This window comes from Spiroplasma poulsonii, assembly GCF_009866525.1.
In the GTDB taxonomy this organism is placed as follows: domain Bacteria; phylum Bacillota_I; class Bacilli_A; order Mycoplasmatales; family Mycoplasmataceae; genus Spiroplasma; species Spiroplasma poulsonii.
Map to the genome: position 1 here is coordinate 991453 of NZ_CM020866.1, position 15816 is coordinate 1007268.

Genomic DNA, 15816 nt, shown 5'->3' on the forward strand with positions numbered 1-15816 from the left:
GTTCTAATTGAACCTAATTCAATGTTTCTAATAATTGATTTTACTGGTCTACTATATTTAATATTTAATTCACCATTATAAATATTTATATCATTTGAACTAACTTTAGCATTACTTGTTGTAATACTTGTAACATTAATTTTTGTTGTGTCTAATTGTGGGTTTAATTCTAATAATCTAAACTTAATTTGTTCTTCATAACTATTAACTAATTTTGAAAAATCTATTTCTCCTAAATTATGGTTTGCAATAACATTGTTTAAAGGTATAGATTTATCAACTATAAAAGTAAGTGTTGTTTCTCCAGAAAATCCATCTATAGTAATATTTACATAATTACTAGTAATATTTTTGACTTTAATTTGTTCAGCCGCTATGTGTGGATATTTATTAATTAATTTATCTTTGATTTGTTGTTCTGTTGGAATGTCAGCTCCATTAGTTTTAAAAATAGGACTTTGTGTTTGTCTTTTTACTCTTATAGTTTGTTCTTTTTGATAAGGACTAGCGGCAATTGTTGTTGGTACAGCACTTCCACTAATTGTTAATAAGCTTAATAAACTTAGTAATTTTTTCATACTTGTATTTCTCCTTCTTATCAATTTCTATTGGCATTATATATATATATATATATATATACAAGCAAAATTATGAATTATTTTAAAAATTTTATCTTGAAAAATAGTTCTTATTACACGTTTTAAGGTTTAAATTAGCAACAAAATACATTAAGTTTAGTATTTGTTTATAAAAAGTATTGTATTTATAAACTATGGGTGTATAATTAAATTATGAGTTTAATCTTTTTCCATAAAAAAGGGTTTATGCTGACTTGTTAATCGAACAAGGATAAAAAAAGAGGAGTTTATAAAATGGCGCTTACAAAAGAACAATTAATAGAACAAGGTTTAAGTGAAGAAATTGCAGAAAATATCTTAAATCAGTTTAATAATGAAGCCAAACAAATTAGAGAAAGTGTGCAAAAACGCGAAGATGTTATATCAAAAGAAGACTTTATTAAATTATCTAATGAATTAGATGAATTAAAAGCCTTTAAATATGTTCCAACTACTAAAATTGAAGATATTAAAACTAACTTAGATAAAGTTAGTGGTAATTCTTTAACTGAAAAAATGCAAACTTTAAAAGAATTAAAACCTGATTTGTTTGTTGAAGAACAACCATCAGTTTCACCAACTAATTTTATTAAAGATATGATTGAAAATTCAGTTGAAAATAAAAATGATGAAATTGAAATTATTAAAGAAAAAGGAGCATATACTCCGGAAGAGATTAAAAAGATATCAGATTTCACACTTAAAAACCTTAGATAATAAGGAGTGAAAATTATGGCAACAATTAATTTGCCACAAGTACCTTTTACATTACAAGGTAATACAACAGGTCAAAAAGCCTATGTTGATATGGTTAATGCTTTATTGCGTGGACCTTTATATAATGAATATGCAAGTATTATGCAGTATGCAACAGCAACTGCCGAACAAGTTGCTTGATTACCTAATGCAGGACAAGCATTATATAATTTAACTCATCGTGTGGTATGACAAAATGATTATTCATTACCAAATGGTGGAGCAACTCAAACAATGGGATTAACAAGAATTCCAGTACCTATTGATAAAAGATTTAATTTAAAATTAATGAATGAGGCTTTTGATTTAGCATTAATAGAACAAAATATTAAAAATGGTGTTATTGCTGATGCTATTTCTAGTGTTGTACAGAATAAATTTGTTAATTTAGAATGTGAATTAATTCAGGCTATTTATGATTATTGTTTAGCAGATGGTCAATATGAAGTAATTCCATTTCGTAGTTATACAGCAGAAAATGCTGATGATGCAAATAAGGCATTCTTTACATTAAATGAAACTTTGATTGAATTAACTAATCAAATTAGTAATTTATATTTTGGATTGCCAACCGATAAAATGTTTATGGTTTTAGGACGAAGAGCATATTTAGGATTAACACCGGCTTATTTAAAAGTAATTGGTTCACAAGCTCAATTAAAAGCAATGGTTAATGGTGAATTATATGAAAATACCGCAATGGGAATTCCTGTATCAAAAAGTTTTCATTTAGAAAAAACATATACAAAAGGACAAGTTAACCGTGATAAAGGTTATAATTTTACTAATGTAAGTGGTTTAATTATTAATAAACAAGTATGAGCATATCCAATTAATATGGATACTATTCAACAAGTTTTAGATAATGATACTGCTAACCCTAAATGAATTGGTAAAGTACAATATGCAACACCAACAATTTTATATCCAAAAACATGTAAAATTATTTTAGAAAAAGAACCAACAATTGAAGAAAGAACAGCAGCTTACAATAATTTAAATAAAACATTTAGAGTACCAGTTGATTATGTAATTAATGAACCAACAACAAATAAAATTGATATTAGTAAAATTAATAAATTAGATAAACCAACTATTCATGTCACAGACCCAACAAAAGCAACAATCGAACAATTAAAACCACAATTTAAAGCTGTCGTTTTAAAAGCAGTAAAAGCGGTAGATAGTTCTTTAACTGAAAATGATTATGATTACTTTATTGAAAGTAAGGGTGAAGATTGACCAATTGATATTACAAATGATAAAGCAATTTCAGTTCAGATTGAGGGTAAAAACAACGCTACTGGTCAAACAAATCCAATTGATGTCGTAATTAAAAATACTTAATAAACAATGAACTTATTAATATTACGAATTTTAACTTTATTAGCAGAGAATTTAGGTAATAAATCAATAATAAATAAATTTGTTAATTTAATTAATAAGGTTAACAAATTTGCTTCATATTATTCTAATCCGCTACAAAAAATTACAAATAAGATTGAAGATATTTATCAGTGGTTAAATCCATTTACTTATTTAGATTTAATTAAAAAGGGTCATAAAAGAGAAATTCAACAAATATTAAGTCAATTAGAAAAAGATAATAATATTAAAAATAGAGAACAATTTAAAAAAGAAAATTATCTAAATACTAATTGACAACCTTTAAATAGTAGTTGACTTGATAGTGGTATGTTTAATATTACAAATAAATTAACTTTAACAGGTAATTTAACTATTTTAATATATACAAAAACAGCAAAACACCCGAAGTTTTATGGTCCCTATGTTTATCCTAGTGTTCCAGTTGAAATTTGAAAATTATTAAGTAATGCCGTTTCTAATGCGGGTACTTTATTTTGACGTTATTGATTAAGAAAATGATTACCTAGTCATTTAAGAAATTATATTAAAAAAAGACTGCCAAGAGGATTAAAAGAAAAATATCCCAAAGGAACTACTAAATTAACATTACCAACAGTTCAAAAATTACAACAAATTAAAAAGTTTATTAATAATTTAAAGATTGGCCATTTTAATTTTAATTTTGCTGGTGAAATTAATAATAAAAAATGGTATCGAGAACGAAAAAGTGATGTTAAAAATATTAAGAATTTATATAAATCACCAGTTAAAAATATGTTTTACAAAACTAATCAAACTATCAAAACAATTAAGAAAACAAAAACAAGAGTTAATAGTTATAAGCCAAGTAATTTAAAAAATAAATATCGTAATCAATTAAGAGGTGTTTTATATGGAAAATAATTTAAGTAATTTGTTATTTATAACAGTTGAAGATGTGAAAGAAAGTAAACTTTGACAACCTATTAATGATAGAAAGCAATCTGCTTGTAATGATAACTTAATTTATAATGCTATTTTAAAAACTAGTTTATGAATGGATAGATTATCAGGTGGGACAATTTCAGATAAAATTAATAAAAAAGATTTGTTTCCTTGAGTAAAAAAAGATAATACTGGTTTAATTGAATATGATAAATGATTAAGTTATATTCAATCGGCTTGTTTATTAGCAGTTATAAATTGATATTTACCAAAAGGAGTTAATGATTTAACTGGTAGTGCTTCATTTTCACAAGGTGGTGTAGCATATTCACAAACTAATGACCCAGAAGCAAATGAAAATATTACTCGTGATGTTAAAAATGCTTTAAAATTAGCAGGTGAAATAATTGATATTATATCTAGTAAAACGGTATCTAGACCGTATAATTATCATTTAGGAAACTATTCTCATCCATGAGAAGAAGAATATAAATATATTACTAAAAAAACATTTTATCCAACATTATTATTTTGATTAAAAGAGCGATTGCAAACAGATGGTTCAATAAATATTACTTATCCAATTATTAATGATTTTTCTAAAATTGATTATAATGAATATATTAAATTAATAGTTCCATTTGATAATAACACGATTTATTATGAAGATAATGTCTGAAAAGCAAAACAAAGTGGTGATATTCCATCATATGGTATTAAAGATAGTGATTTAAATAAAGCTTATATTGATAAGCAAGATGATAAATATATTGTAAAAACATCACAAGATATTATTCTTAAACAAGATAAATTAGTAAGTGGGGAAAATATTAAAACTATTAATGGTAATTCATTATTAGGTAATGGTGATATTTCTATTAGTGTTGGTAATGATTGAGAATTTGTAGATACTAGTGATTTTAAACCAGCAACTGAATATCAAATTAAAGATTTTGATAGTTCTAAATTTAAATATAAAATATGATGTCAATTTTCAATTTTACCATATATGTTTGTAGAAACTTTTAAAGATTTTGATATTGGTTGTGGAATTGTTTGGTATATTGACACAAATGGTCTTATTAGTTCTTATGATAATGTAAATATAGTTAATTTAAAAATTGAAAGAAAATTGGTGAGTTAATTATGAAGCAAGATAAAACAACTTGATTAAAGGGGGCGTTACCTTGAAATTGATTTAAAAAAGACCCTATTCCAACTTATAATTGAACTCATAAAGATATTAGAGAATGAGAAAGAAAATATAAAATTCGTAGTTGAGTAGTTAGTTTTTATACATTGATATTTTTAGCATTAAATTGTTGGTTAGAATATGGAATGATTAATGCAATTAAAGATGATATTAATTGATATAATTATGGTCAATATTGAGGTAATGGCATTGCTATTTTATTAACACCTTTATTTACGTATGGAATTCAGGGCATATTTGTTGCTAGTAGTAAACCAAAAGTAGATATGAAAATTGATATACCAAGATTAAAAATATCTAAAATGGGATTAGTATTTACAATATTACCTTTAATTACTTTAATAATTTCTTTAATTATCATTTGAATTGATAAATCAAAATGAAAAAAAGACCATTTAAGACATTGTTTAGATTGTCGGATTAATCCGCGTGTTATTCAACCAAGATTAGCAAAACAATGAAATAATTTAGATGGCATAACAGAAGAAATATTTAAAAATATACAAAATGAAAATATTAAAAAACAAAAACAAGAAGAAAATAACAAAGAATTAAATTTAAAATAGACTATATATAGGGGCGGTTGATATTTTTGGGTGGTTATATAGTTTAATTTATAAATTATTTTGTTCTGAAAGGATAGATGGCCACTGTTTGAGTAAGAATAAGAAAGGAATTAAATAAAATGAATGAAACATTAATGATTGCTTTACTTGTGTTAGCGGGTGCGGGTGGAATGGGTAGTCTTGGTATTCTAGGATTATCTGCTAAAAAAATTAAAAAATATAAAGCAGAAATCAGAGAATTAAGAACTGCTGTTATTGCCCACGAAAAACATTTACGAGGACCTGATTATGCAACAGAATTAGCATTAAAAACAGGTCAAATTAAAAATGTTAAAAAACAAGTTAAAGTTAATGATAAAAAACAAGCACAAAAAGATGCCATTAGACAATTAACAAATAATATTTAAAAAAATAACCTTAATTGGTTATTTTTTATTTTTCTTTATTGTGTGTTATATAAAAGTTTATAAGATATTCAATTCGTTGCGAATAAGTATTAAAATTTAATTCATTTCAAACTTGTTCTTCATTTTCATTTAAGTAAACATTTATATTCCGAATTTTACAAGAATAATATTTTCCTGTTTTTTGATTATATGAATGTTTCATAAATTAACTTTCATAATTAGCAATAATAATTGCATCTCGTAAATGATTACTTATTTTTTCATTATTATATTTTCAACTTTTACCATATTGATAAGTTAAATTAACATCTTTTTCATATTTTCATATATAACCATCATTATATTTACTTAAATTTTCCATATTTTTAACAACTGATTTTGTATGTTTTGGTGAAATAGTAGCAATATATCCTTGCGTTTCTAATGAACCTAATAATTTCAATAAATCATCTCTATCTTTTGAGCCATTGGCATTTGTATATAAACAATTTTCTATAAAAATTAAATATTCTAGTTTATGATTATTTGATAATATTTTCCCAAATAGTTTTTCATTTTTCAAATAATTTATAATAAATTCATAATGTTCTTTTCAGCCTTTATTTGTAAATTCTTGTTTATCTATTAATTTATTATTTTTATAAACAACAATAGCCGTAGTACCAGTTCCTGATGGGTCAATACCTATTTTTATCAATTGGCTCATTCTTCATCATTGTTATTATTAACTACTGGTACTACATTTGATATATCTTCTTCTTTAACTACATTATCGTTTATGTACACTATTTCATCATTAGGTGGGGTATTATAATTTAAATTTATATTATTTGATAAAGTTTCATCGTTAATATGCCCATTATTTTGGATGAAAGTAGCATCATTATCAATATAAATCTTTTCATCATTAGTTGTAATAACTGCTTGATCTGATTTATATGCTTGTTGTAATTCAACTGACATAATACCTCATTTTCTTAATAATGATGTTAATACTGTTTTAAGGGCCATTTCATCAAAACTAGCAATATAAAATGATTTATTTTTAGCATAAGTTTTAGAATATTTCATAAAATGATTTTCCATTTGCTCTTTTGTCATATATAAAGTTTTTTCAAAACCATTAACCATTTTAAAATATGCTACATAACCTATAATTGATAATTTTTCTCGTTCATCTTCATTTTGATTTCAATTAAAAGCAGTACCTTTTAAACGATCATAATTTATTAATTCATTTGCTCTAACATCTGATACTGACATATCTAAATATTGGCCACTTCTTTGGGCTAATTGAATATAACCTTTATAACCCATTTGAAATTGGGCTTGATTAATTCATTCTTGGATTTCACGACCATTAATAATTCTTGTTATTTTTGTATTATATGGTACTACATAAGCATAACCGAATTGTTTTTCCATTGGTAAATTTAATAAAACACCTTGATAACAAGCAGTCATAATTGTTTTTGGATCTGCTTTTTGTAATAATTCATTACTATTTGATATTGCAATTATATTACTTTTAAATCTTGCAATTTCATTTTCATTAGAAAATTTACTTTTTATTCAATCAGTTACCTTATCTGTTCTTAAAAATTCTACAATATTTGTCATGTTATTTTTCTCCTTTATTTATTTTAAAATTAATACCTTTAACCCCAATTAAATTAATATCTTTATTACTATCTCATTGATCTTTAATTTCATTTTTAACAATTTGTTCATCAACAGTTAAATAATTTTTAATAAGATTAATAAGTTCTAATTTATCAGCATTTTGTAAAAAATCATCATTAATACCAATAACCTCAATATCTTTAATTAATAATTTTTCTTTCCGAAAATTACTAGTAATAATTTTTAATTCTTGTTCTTGTTTTGCTATACTTTTAATTTCTAAAAATTGCTCTTTTTTATGAGTTTCAATAATTTTATTTTGTTTTTGAAATTGAATATTAATGACACTATTTTTTAAAGAATCATGATTATTCTTAATATTATTTTCTAAATTTAAAATATCTTTTCTAATAAAATTTAATTCATCTTTAAAAGATTTTATTATTTCTAATGGTTCTCTAAAAATATAATCAATTTTTGAAACTACTAATTTTAAATCTTTTAGTGATTGTGATTTATATTCTCCATTTATTAATCAAGCTTGTTGTCGATATATAAATTCTGCTAATTCTTGTCCATTTTCATCAATTCACTTTTTAATTGTTAATGCTTTTAAGCTTAATTCTTTAAAATTATTTCCTTTTAAATAAAACGGATAAGTAATATTTTTAACTTCATTATTTAATTTTAAATCTTCCATAATTAAATTTCCTCTAATTCCATTTCATTAATTAAATTATCAATATATTCATAAGCACTTTCTTCTGAATAACATTCATCTAATGCTAAATTAAATAAATCTTCTTCTGTATAAACATAACCATTTTCATCTTTTCACATAATTATTTATCTCCTTGTCATTTAATATTGCTATCTTCTAAATCAATAATAGTTGTTAATCAATGATTTTCATTTTCAACATTAGCAGTAATCCTCGCTTCTTCTAATGTATAAAAAAAATCTGTTTTAAAAATAGTTGTTTTATCAAACAAATTATTATATTTCATTATTAATACGTATCTTTTATTCATAATTTAATTCCTCCTAATTTTGTTTCCCCAATGCTCAATGTTCATCAGTCATATCTTAAAATGATACTGAATAACTTTTAAACATTAATTCTTGTAATTTGTTTTCTTGATTGCATTTTGAGCAATATCCTCAATATTTTTGTTTAAGACAAATTTTATTTAAATTTTTCATATTTACCTCCTAAATTATTTTTCCTATTTTTTAACTCGCTGGCACTCACTACCAAGTGAAAGTGCCAAAGCGAGAATTAGTTATATAAGTATTGTATTTATCTATTTTATTTACTACGCCATCCGCTTCGCTGTGGGTGAGCGGTGGCGGTATGTTGTTAGTTAAATAATCGACAGTTGTTTTTTGTTTTTGTAGCCAGAGAGTTTTCTCTCTCTTCACCCGCACCATTTCAGGTCAAAGCGTTCAGTTTTTAAAATAAATCTACTTGCACCTTGAAGAGCCTAATGCTGACTTTGTGGTTTTTAAACCGCTGTCACTTCTAAGAAGTAATATCTATCGCAAATTTATTTATAAAGTGACCATCTCTTTTGTTTATTGTGGTTCGATGTTGACCGCGCACTTATCACCACTATCGCTTGTTAAAGCGTCTATTATTTCCGGACTGATTACCGCTGTGCTAGACCGCCTCCTGTGGAATAAAAACACTTAGTTATTTAAAATAACCGTTCCACTCTGCATTAAGTTGTTTTATAAAATCAAAGTTTTAAAAAACCAGTTTTATAATCAAAGATAATTTTTGAATTTTCTAAACGTTTATAAAACCACTCTTGGTTTTTATCTTTTGTATGATTTAATAAATTTTTATGTTTTTCACAAGTTCATAAAACTTTATTTGATAAAAATTCTTTGGTAATGAATGATATTGATTTATAGCAATCAATAACATCACATATTTTTTGTTGTTTATTAATTTCCATTACTTACTCCTTCTTTTATTAAGTTTTTTTATTTATTAACAAACTAATTAACTGAAACAAAGAAAAGACAACACCTTAAATTAGGAGAAAAAACAGGTACACTTTGTAAAAATTTCTAAGATATTTATAAATGTGTAAACAACTTAAAGAGGGTATCAGAAAGTTGTGTAAAAAGTTTCTATTTTAAGAATTTAAGATGCTGTCCTTTCTCTGAATCAATTAATAATTTTGGTTTTACAAATAAAAAAACCATTTTAGTAAATGGTTTAATTTATTATTCTTATTCAATTTCCGAGTTTTTTTCCAAAACCCCAATATTTTTTATACGACCATTTTTTTTGTGGAAAAATTTAAAAAAATAGAAAAATATATTGACAATAAAATTAAAAGTAATACAATCTAAATAAGTAAGTGGTATATTATTCCACAATTTCTAAGATATTAATTTAAGACCCCAAAATAATTTATACGACCATCTTTTTTCTTCCTTGCTTTGTTGAATCTAACATTTTCAAATAAGTCCCATCCATTTGAATATATAAAGTGTGTGGAATATCTATTTTTTTATTACTTTTATTAAAGTAATATTCTTCGTCAGTTTTTGCATTTTTCATAATATTAGATACTGTCATTAAACTAATTTTTACATGCTCCATAGTATCTAAAATATCTTTATTGGATGGGTTAAGATAAATTGGACAACAATAATGTGGAGTAAGGATTATAATTAAATTAATAAATGGAGGTGTAATTATGGCAAAGAATCATTATACCGATGAATTTAAACAACAAATTGTTAGTCTTTATAAAACAGGTAAAACAGCAAAACAATTGTCCAGTGACTATCAGGTCGGTAAATCAACAGTTTGAAAATGAATTTATGAATTCAATAATTCTGGTTCATTTAAAGCAAAAGATAATCGAAGCCCAGAAGAAAATGAACTAATTCATCTAAGAAAAGAAATTAAACAATTACGAATGGAAAATGATATTTTAAAGCAAGCCACACTGATAATAGGCAAAAAATAGTAATTATTAAAAACAACAAAGAAAAATATGCAATTACTAATTTATGCAAAACACTAAAAGTTCCTAGATCAACGTTTTATTATCAATTGAAATCAAATAATCCTAAATCAAACCATACTATTGATAATGCTGTTATCAGTATTTTCTTAAAAAGTCGTAAAAATTATGGCACAAGAAAAATTAAAGTTATGTTAGCACAACAAAATATTTTATTATCACGAATAAAAATTAGTAAAATAATGCAAAGATATAACTTAATTTCCAATTATACAAAACTTAAATATAAACATCAAAGTAACAAAAACGCTATATACAAATATCATAATTTGTTAAATCAAGAATTTAATAATTATAAACTACATGAAGTTGTTGTCAGTGATTTAACACAAGTTGCTATCAATAGCAAATGATATTATGTGTGCTTTCTAATTGATTTATTTAATCGTGAAGTTATTGGTTATGATGTTAGTTCTCATAAAGATGCCAAATTAGTTGAAAATACTTTTAAAAAGCTTAGTTTTTCTTTAGATAATATTAAAATATTTCATACTGATCAAGGAAGCGAATTTAATAACAATATCATTTACAATCTTTTAGCTAAAAACAATGTTGCAAAATCTTATAGTAAACCAGGCTGTCCTTATGATAATGCTGTTTCTGAATCAACCTATAAAATTTTAAAAACAGAATTAATTAAAAACAGAAAATTTAAAAATATTGAACAATTTAAATTAGAATTATTTGACTATGTTAATTGATACAATAATGTACGAATTCACAGCAAATTAAATTATTTAACACCAATTGAATATAAAAATCTTTACTCTACATAAAATTTGTCCAAAAAACCCTTGCCATTCCAGATGTCAATTTTCAATTTTACCATATATGTTTGTAGAAACTTTTAAAGATTTTGATATTGGTTGTGGAATTGTTGTATCATATAGTAAAGGTGTTTCAGGTTGGTATATTGACACAAATGGTCTTATTAGTTCTTATGATAATGTAAATATAGGTAATTTAAAAATTGAAAGAAAATTGGTGAGTTAATTATGAAGCAAGATAAAACAACTTGATTAAAGGGGGCGTTACCTTGAAATTGATTTAAAAAAGACCCTATTCCAACTTATAATTGAACTCATAAAGATATTAGAGAATGAGAAAGAAAATATAAAATTCGTAGTTGAGTAGTTAGTTTTTATACATTGATATTTTTAGCATTAAATTGTTGGTTAGAATATGGAATGATTAATGCAATTAAAGATGATATTAATTGATATAATTATGGTCAATAATGAGGTAATGGCATTGCTATTTTATTAACACCTTTATTTACGCATGTAATTCAGGGCATATTTGTTGCTAGTAGTAAACCAAAAGTAGATATGAAAATTGATATACCAAGATTAAAAATATCTAAAATGGGATTAGTATTTACAATATTACCTTTAATTACTTTAATAATTTCTTTAATTATCATTTGAATTGATAAATCAAAATGAAAAAAAGACCATTTAAGACATTGTTTAGATTGTCGGATTAATCCGCGTGTTATTCAACCAAGATTAGCAAAACAATGAAATAATTTAGATGGCATAACAGAAGAAATATTTAAAAATATACAAAATGAAAATATTAAAAAACAAAAACAAGAAGAAAATAACAAAGAATTAAATTTAAAATAGACTATATATAGGGGCGGTTGATATTTTTGGGTGGTTATATAGTTTAATTTATAAATTATTTTGTTCTGAAAGGATAGATGGCCACTGTTTGAGTAAGAATAAGAAAGGAATTAAATAAAATGAATGAAACATTAATGATTGCTTTACTTGTGTTAGCGGGTGCGGGTGGAATGGGTAGTCTTGGTATTCTAGGATTATCTGCTAAAAAAATTAAAAAATATAAAGCAGAAATCAGAGAATTAAGAACTGCTGTTATTGCCCACGAAAAACATTTACGAGGACCTGATTATGCAACAGAATTAGCATTAAAAACAGGTCAAATTAAAAATGTTAAAAAACAAGTTAAAGTTAATGATAAAAAACAAGCACAAAAAGATGCCATTAGACAATTAACAAATAATATTTAAAAAAATAACCTTAATTGGTTATTTTTTATTTTTCTTTATTGTGTGTTATATAAAAGTTTATAAGATATTCAATTCGTTGCGAATAAGTATTAAAATTTAATTCATTTCAAACTTGTTCTTCATTTTCATTTAAGTAAACATTTATATTCCGAATTTTACAAGAATAATATTTTCCTGTTTTTTGATTATATGAATGTTTCATAAATTAACTTTCATAATTAGCAATAATAATTGCATCTCGTAAATGATTACTTATTTTTTCATTATTATATTTTCAACTTTTACCATATTGATAAGTTAAATTAACATCTTTTTCATATTTTCATATATAACCATCATTATATTTACTTAAATTTTCCATATTTTTAACAACTGATTTTGTATGTTTTGGTGAAATAGTAGCAATATATCCTTGCGTTTCTAATGAACCTAATAATTTCAATAAATCATCTCTATCTTTTGAGCCATTGGCATTTGTATATAAACAATTTTCTATAAAAATTAAATATTCTAGTTTATGATTATTTGATAATATTTTCCCAAATAGTTTTTCATTTTTCAAATAATTTATAATAAATTCATAATGTTCTTTTCAGCCTTTATTTGTAAATTCTTGTTTATCTATTAATTTATTATTTTTATAAACAACAATAGCCGTAGTACCAGTTCCTGATGGGTCAATACCTATTTTTATCAATTGGCTCATTCTTCATCATTGTTATTATTAACTACTGGTACTACATTTGATATATCTTCTTCTTTAACTACATTATCGTTTATGTCCACTATTTCATCATTAGGTGGGGTATTATAATTTAAATTTATATTATTTGATAAAGTTTCATCGTTAATATGCCCATTATTTTGGATGAAAGTAGCATCATTATCAATATAAATCTTTTCATCATTAGTTGTAATAACTGCTTGATCTGATTTATATGCTTGTTGTAATTCAACTGACATAATACCTCATTTTCTTAATAATGATGTTAATACTGTTTTAAGGGCCATTTCATCAAAACTAGCAATATAAAATGATTTATTTTTAGCATAAGTTTTAGAATATTTCATAAAATGATTTTCCATTTGCTCTTTTGTCATATATAAAGTTTTTTCAAAACCATTAACCATTTTAAAATATGCTACATAACCTATAATTGATAATTTTTCTCGTTCATCTTCATTTTGATTTCAATTAAAAGCAGTACCTTTTAAACGATCATAATTTATTAATTCATTTGCTCTAACATCTGATACTGACATATCTAAATATTTGCCACTTCTTTGGGCTAATTGAATATAACCTTTATAACCCATTTGAAATTGGGCTTGATTAATTCATTCTTGGATTTCACGACCATTAATAATTCTTGTTATTTTTGTATTATATGGTACTACATAAGCATAACCGAATTGTTTTTCCATTGGTAAATTTAATAAAACACCTTGATAACAAGCAGTCATAATTGTTTTTGGATCTGCTTTTTGTAATAATTCATTACTATTTGATATTGCAATTATATTACTTTTAAATCTTGCAATTTCATTTTCATTAGAAAATTTACTTTTTATTCAATCAGTTACCTTATCTGTTCTTAAAAATTCTACAATATTTGTCATGTTATTTTTCTCCTTTATTTATTTTAAAATTAATACCTTTAACCCCAATTAAATTAATATCTTTATTACTATCTCATTGATCTTTAATTTCATTTTTAACAATTTGTTCATCAACAGTTAAATAATTTTTAATAAGATTAATAAGTTCTAATTTATCAGCATTTTGTAAAAAATCATCATTAATACCAATAACCTCAATATCTTTAATTAATAATTTTTCTTTCCGAAAATTACTAGTAATAATTTTTAATTCTTGTTCTTGTTTTGCTATACTTTTAATTTCTAAAAATTGCTCTTTTTTATGAGTTTCAATAATTTTATTTTGTTTTTGAAATTGAATATTAATGACACTATTTTTTAAAGAATCATGATTATTCTTAATATTATTTTCTAAATTTAAAATATCTTTTCTAATAAAATTTAATTCATCTTTAAAAGATTTTATTATTTCTAATGGTTCTCTAAAAATATAATCAATTTTTGAAACTACTAATTTTAAATCTTTTAGTGATTGTGATTTATATTCTCCATTTATTAATCAAGCTTGTTGTCGATATATAAATTCTGCTAATTCTTGTCCATTTTCATCAATTCACTTTTTAATTTTTAATGCTTTTAAGCTTAATTCTTTAAAATTATTTCCTTTTAAATAAAACGGATAAGTAATATTTTTAACTTCATTATTTAATTTTAAATCTTCCATAATTAAATTTCCTCTAATTCCATTTCATTAATTAAATTATCAATATATTCATAAGCACTTTCTTCTGAATAACATTCATCTAATGCTAAATTAAATAAATCTTCTTCTGTATAAACATAACCATTTTCATCTTTTCACATAATTATTTATCTCCTTGTCATTTAATATTGCTATCTTCTAAATCAATAATAGTTGTTAATCAATGATTTTCATTTTCAACATTAGCAGTAATCCTCGCTTCTTCTAATGTATAAAAAAAATCTGTTTTAAAAATAGTTGTTTTATCAAACAAATTATTATATTTCATTATTAATACGTATCTTTTATTCATAATTTAATTCCTCCTAATTTTGTTTCCCTAATGCTCAATGTTCATCAGTCATATCTTAAAATGATACTGAATAACTTTTAAACATTAATTCTTGTAATTTGTTTTCTTGATTGCATTTTGAGCAATATCCTCAATATTTTTGTTTAAGACAAATTTTATTTAACTTTTTCATATTTACCTCCTAAATTATTTTTCCTATTTTTTAACTCGCTGGCACTCACTACCAAGTGAAAGTGCCAAAGCGAGAATTAGTTATATAAGTATTGTATTTATCTATTTTATTTACTACGCCATCCGCTTCGCTGTGGGTGAGCGGTGGCGGTATGTTGTTAGTTAAATAATCGACAGTTGTTTTTTGTTTTTGTAGCCAGAGAGTTTTCTCTCTCTTCACCCGCACCATTTCAGGTCAAAGCGTTCAGTTTTTAAAATAAATCTACTTGCACCTTGAAGAGCCTAATGCTGACTTTGTGGTTTTTAAACCGCTGTCACTTCTAAGAAGTAATATCTATCGCAAATTTATTTATAAAGTGACCATCTCTTTTGTTTATTGTGGTTAGATGTTGACCGCGCACTTATCACCACTATCGCTTGTTAAAGCGTCTATTA

Annotated in this window: 24 protein-coding genes and 1 pseudogene; 12 read left to right on the top strand and 13 right to left on the bottom strand. The window is 24.2% G+C overall.

Features of this window, described 5'->3' with window-relative positions; genetic code table 4:
* Positions 1-578 (bottom strand): annotated as a pseudogene (locus MSROBK_RS05540) (hypothetical protein); the annotation flags it as partial.
* A 294-nt stretch (positions 579-872) separates the two neighbouring features.
* On the opposite strand from MSROBK_RS05540, the gene MSROBK_RS05545 reads away from it, so the two are divergent.
* The 6 genes from MSROBK_RS05545 to MSROBK_RS05570 all read left to right on the top strand — a co-directional run bounded on the left by MSROBK_RS05545 (position 873) and on the right by MSROBK_RS05570 (position 5851).
* Positions 873-1334 carry a hypothetical protein gene (locus MSROBK_RS05545; RefSeq protein WP_040092582.1) on the top strand — a complete coding sequence of 154 codons (462 nt, stop codon included), beginning with the start codon at positions 873-875 and terminating at the stop codon, positions 1332-1334.
* A gap of 15 nt (positions 1335-1349) precedes the next feature.
* A complete protein-coding gene (locus MSROBK_RS05550; RefSeq protein WP_040092584.1) occupies positions 1350-2720 on the top strand; it encodes a hypothetical protein in 1371 nt (456 codons plus the stop codon).
* Between the two features lie 6 nt (positions 2721-2726).
* Positions 2727-3644 (top strand): hypothetical protein, encoded by a 918-nt coding sequence (locus MSROBK_RS05555; protein WP_040093811.1) that lies wholly within the window; start codon positions 2727-2729, stop codon positions 3642-3644.
* Complete coding sequence (locus MSROBK_RS05560; RefSeq protein ID WP_105628885.1) at positions 3634-4809, top strand: hypothetical protein; 1176 nt, start codon at positions 3634-3636, stop codon at positions 4807-4809. Before MSROBK_RS05555 ends, MSROBK_RS05560 begins: the two co-directional genes overlap by 11 nt.
* 2 nt (positions 4810-4811) lie before the next feature.
* A complete protein-coding gene (locus tag MSROBK_RS05565; protein WP_040093812.1) occupies positions 4812-5444 on the top strand; it encodes a hypothetical protein in 633 nt (210 codons plus the stop codon).
* 77 nt (positions 5445-5521) lie between these two features.
* A complete protein-coding gene (locus tag MSROBK_RS05570) occupies positions 5522-5851 on the top strand; it encodes a hypothetical protein (RefSeq protein WP_133165051.1) in 330 nt (109 codons plus the stop codon).
* A 205-nt stretch (positions 5852-6056) separates the two neighbouring features.
* Here the strand turns inward: MSROBK_RS05570 and MSROBK_RS05575 are convergent, their stop codons facing one another.
* The 7 genes from MSROBK_RS05575 to MSROBK_RS05605 all read right to left on the bottom strand — a co-directional run bounded on the left by MSROBK_RS05575 (position 6057) and on the right by MSROBK_RS05605 (position 10091).
* Positions 6057-6557: a hypothetical protein gene (locus MSROBK_RS05575; protein ID WP_133165035.1), complete on the bottom strand. Its 501-nt coding sequence runs from the start codon at positions 6555-6557 to the stop codon at positions 6057-6059.
* The gene (locus tag MSROBK_RS05580; RefSeq protein ID WP_052443498.1) at positions 6542-7471 is read right to left on the bottom strand and encodes a recombinase RecT; all 930 of its coding nucleotides are present in this window, start codon (positions 7469-7471) and stop codon (positions 6542-6544) included. Before MSROBK_RS05580 ends, MSROBK_RS05575 begins: the two co-directional genes overlap by 16 nt.
* A 1-nt stretch (position 7472) precedes the next feature.
* On the bottom strand, positions 7473-8174 hold the full coding sequence (locus MSROBK_RS05585; protein WP_040092600.1) for a hypothetical protein: 702 nt from the start codon (positions 8172-8174) through the stop codon (positions 7473-7475).
* Between the two features lie 2 nt (positions 8175-8176).
* Positions 8177-8314, bottom strand: coding sequence for a hypothetical protein (locus MSROBK_RS05590; protein ID WP_157944213.1), 138 nt, complete (start codon positions 8312-8314; stop codon positions 8177-8179).
* 2 nt (positions 8315-8316) lie between these two features.
* Positions 8317-8505 carry a hypothetical protein gene (locus MSROBK_RS05595; protein ID WP_133165036.1) on the bottom strand — a complete coding sequence of 63 codons (189 nt, stop codon included), beginning with the start codon at positions 8503-8505 and terminating at the stop codon, positions 8317-8319.
* Between the two features lie 690 nt (positions 8506-9195).
* The gene (locus MSROBK_RS05600; RefSeq protein WP_040092486.1) at positions 9196-9435 is read right to left on the bottom strand and encodes a hypothetical protein; all 240 of its coding nucleotides are present in this window, start codon (positions 9433-9435) and stop codon (positions 9196-9198) included.
* Between the two features lie 464 nt (positions 9436-9899).
* The gene (locus tag MSROBK_RS05605) at positions 9900-10091 is read right to left on the bottom strand and encodes a hypothetical protein (protein ID WP_133165057.1); all 192 of its coding nucleotides are present in this window, start codon (positions 10089-10091) and stop codon (positions 9900-9902) included.
* 97 nt (positions 10092-10188) lie between these two features.
* Here MSROBK_RS05605 and MSROBK_RS05610 point away from each other — a divergent pair, with 97 nt between their 5' ends.
* The 6 genes from MSROBK_RS05610 (at position 10189) to MSROBK_RS05635 (ending at position 12556) form a co-directional block, all read left to right on the top strand.
* Positions 10189-10464, top strand: coding sequence for an IS3 family transposase (locus MSROBK_RS05610; protein WP_040092565.1), 276 nt, complete (start codon positions 10189-10191; stop codon positions 10462-10464).
* 32 nt (positions 10465-10496) lie between these two features.
* Positions 10497-11297 (top strand): IS3 family transposase, encoded by an 801-nt coding sequence (locus tag MSROBK_RS05615; RefSeq protein ID WP_242441467.1) that lies wholly within the window; start codon positions 10497-10499, stop codon positions 11295-11297.
* Between the two features lie 55 nt (positions 11298-11352).
* Complete coding sequence (locus MSROBK_RS05620) at positions 11353-11514, top strand: hypothetical protein (protein ID WP_157944236.1); 162 nt, start codon at positions 11353-11355, stop codon at positions 11512-11514.
* A gap of 2 nt (positions 11515-11516) precedes the next feature.
* Positions 11517-11759, top strand: coding sequence for a hypothetical protein (locus tag MSROBK_RS05625; protein WP_040093584.1), 243 nt, complete (start codon positions 11517-11519; stop codon positions 11757-11759).
* Between the two features lie 90 nt (positions 11760-11849).
* Positions 11850-12149 (top strand): hypothetical protein, encoded by a 300-nt coding sequence (locus tag MSROBK_RS05630; RefSeq protein ID WP_040093585.1) that lies wholly within the window; start codon positions 11850-11852, stop codon positions 12147-12149.
* 77 nt (positions 12150-12226) lie between these two features.
* On the top strand, positions 12227-12556 hold the full coding sequence (locus MSROBK_RS05635; protein WP_133165051.1) for a hypothetical protein: 330 nt from the start codon (positions 12227-12229) through the stop codon (positions 12554-12556).
* Between the two features lie 205 nt (positions 12557-12761).
* On the opposite strand, the gene MSROBK_RS05640 is transcribed toward MSROBK_RS05635, so the two are convergent.
* Genes MSROBK_RS05640 through MSROBK_RS05660 form a run of 5 tightly spaced genes read right to left on the bottom strand, consistent with a single transcriptional unit; the run spans position 12762 to position 15210 of the window.
* A complete protein-coding gene (locus tag MSROBK_RS05640; protein WP_133165035.1) occupies positions 12762-13262 on the bottom strand; it encodes a hypothetical protein in 501 nt (166 codons plus the stop codon).
* Positions 13247-14176, bottom strand: coding sequence for a recombinase RecT (locus MSROBK_RS05645; protein WP_052443499.1), 930 nt, complete (start codon positions 14174-14176; stop codon positions 13247-13249). The genes MSROBK_RS05640 and MSROBK_RS05645 overlap by 16 nt, the downstream gene beginning before the upstream one ends.
* A gap of 1 nt (position 14177) precedes the next feature.
* The gene (locus MSROBK_RS05650; protein ID WP_040093586.1) at positions 14178-14879 is read right to left on the bottom strand and encodes a hypothetical protein; all 702 of its coding nucleotides are present in this window, start codon (positions 14877-14879) and stop codon (positions 14178-14180) included.
* A gap of 2 nt (positions 14880-14881) precedes the next feature.
* The gene (locus MSROBK_RS05655; RefSeq protein ID WP_157944213.1) at positions 14882-15019 is read right to left on the bottom strand and encodes a hypothetical protein; all 138 of its coding nucleotides are present in this window, start codon (positions 15017-15019) and stop codon (positions 14882-14884) included.
* Between the two features lie 2 nt (positions 15020-15021).
* Entirely contained in the window at positions 15022-15210 is a 189-nt protein-coding gene (locus tag MSROBK_RS05660) for a hypothetical protein (RefSeq protein ID WP_133165036.1), read from the bottom strand.
* Positions 15211-15816 lie beyond the last annotated feature (606 nt).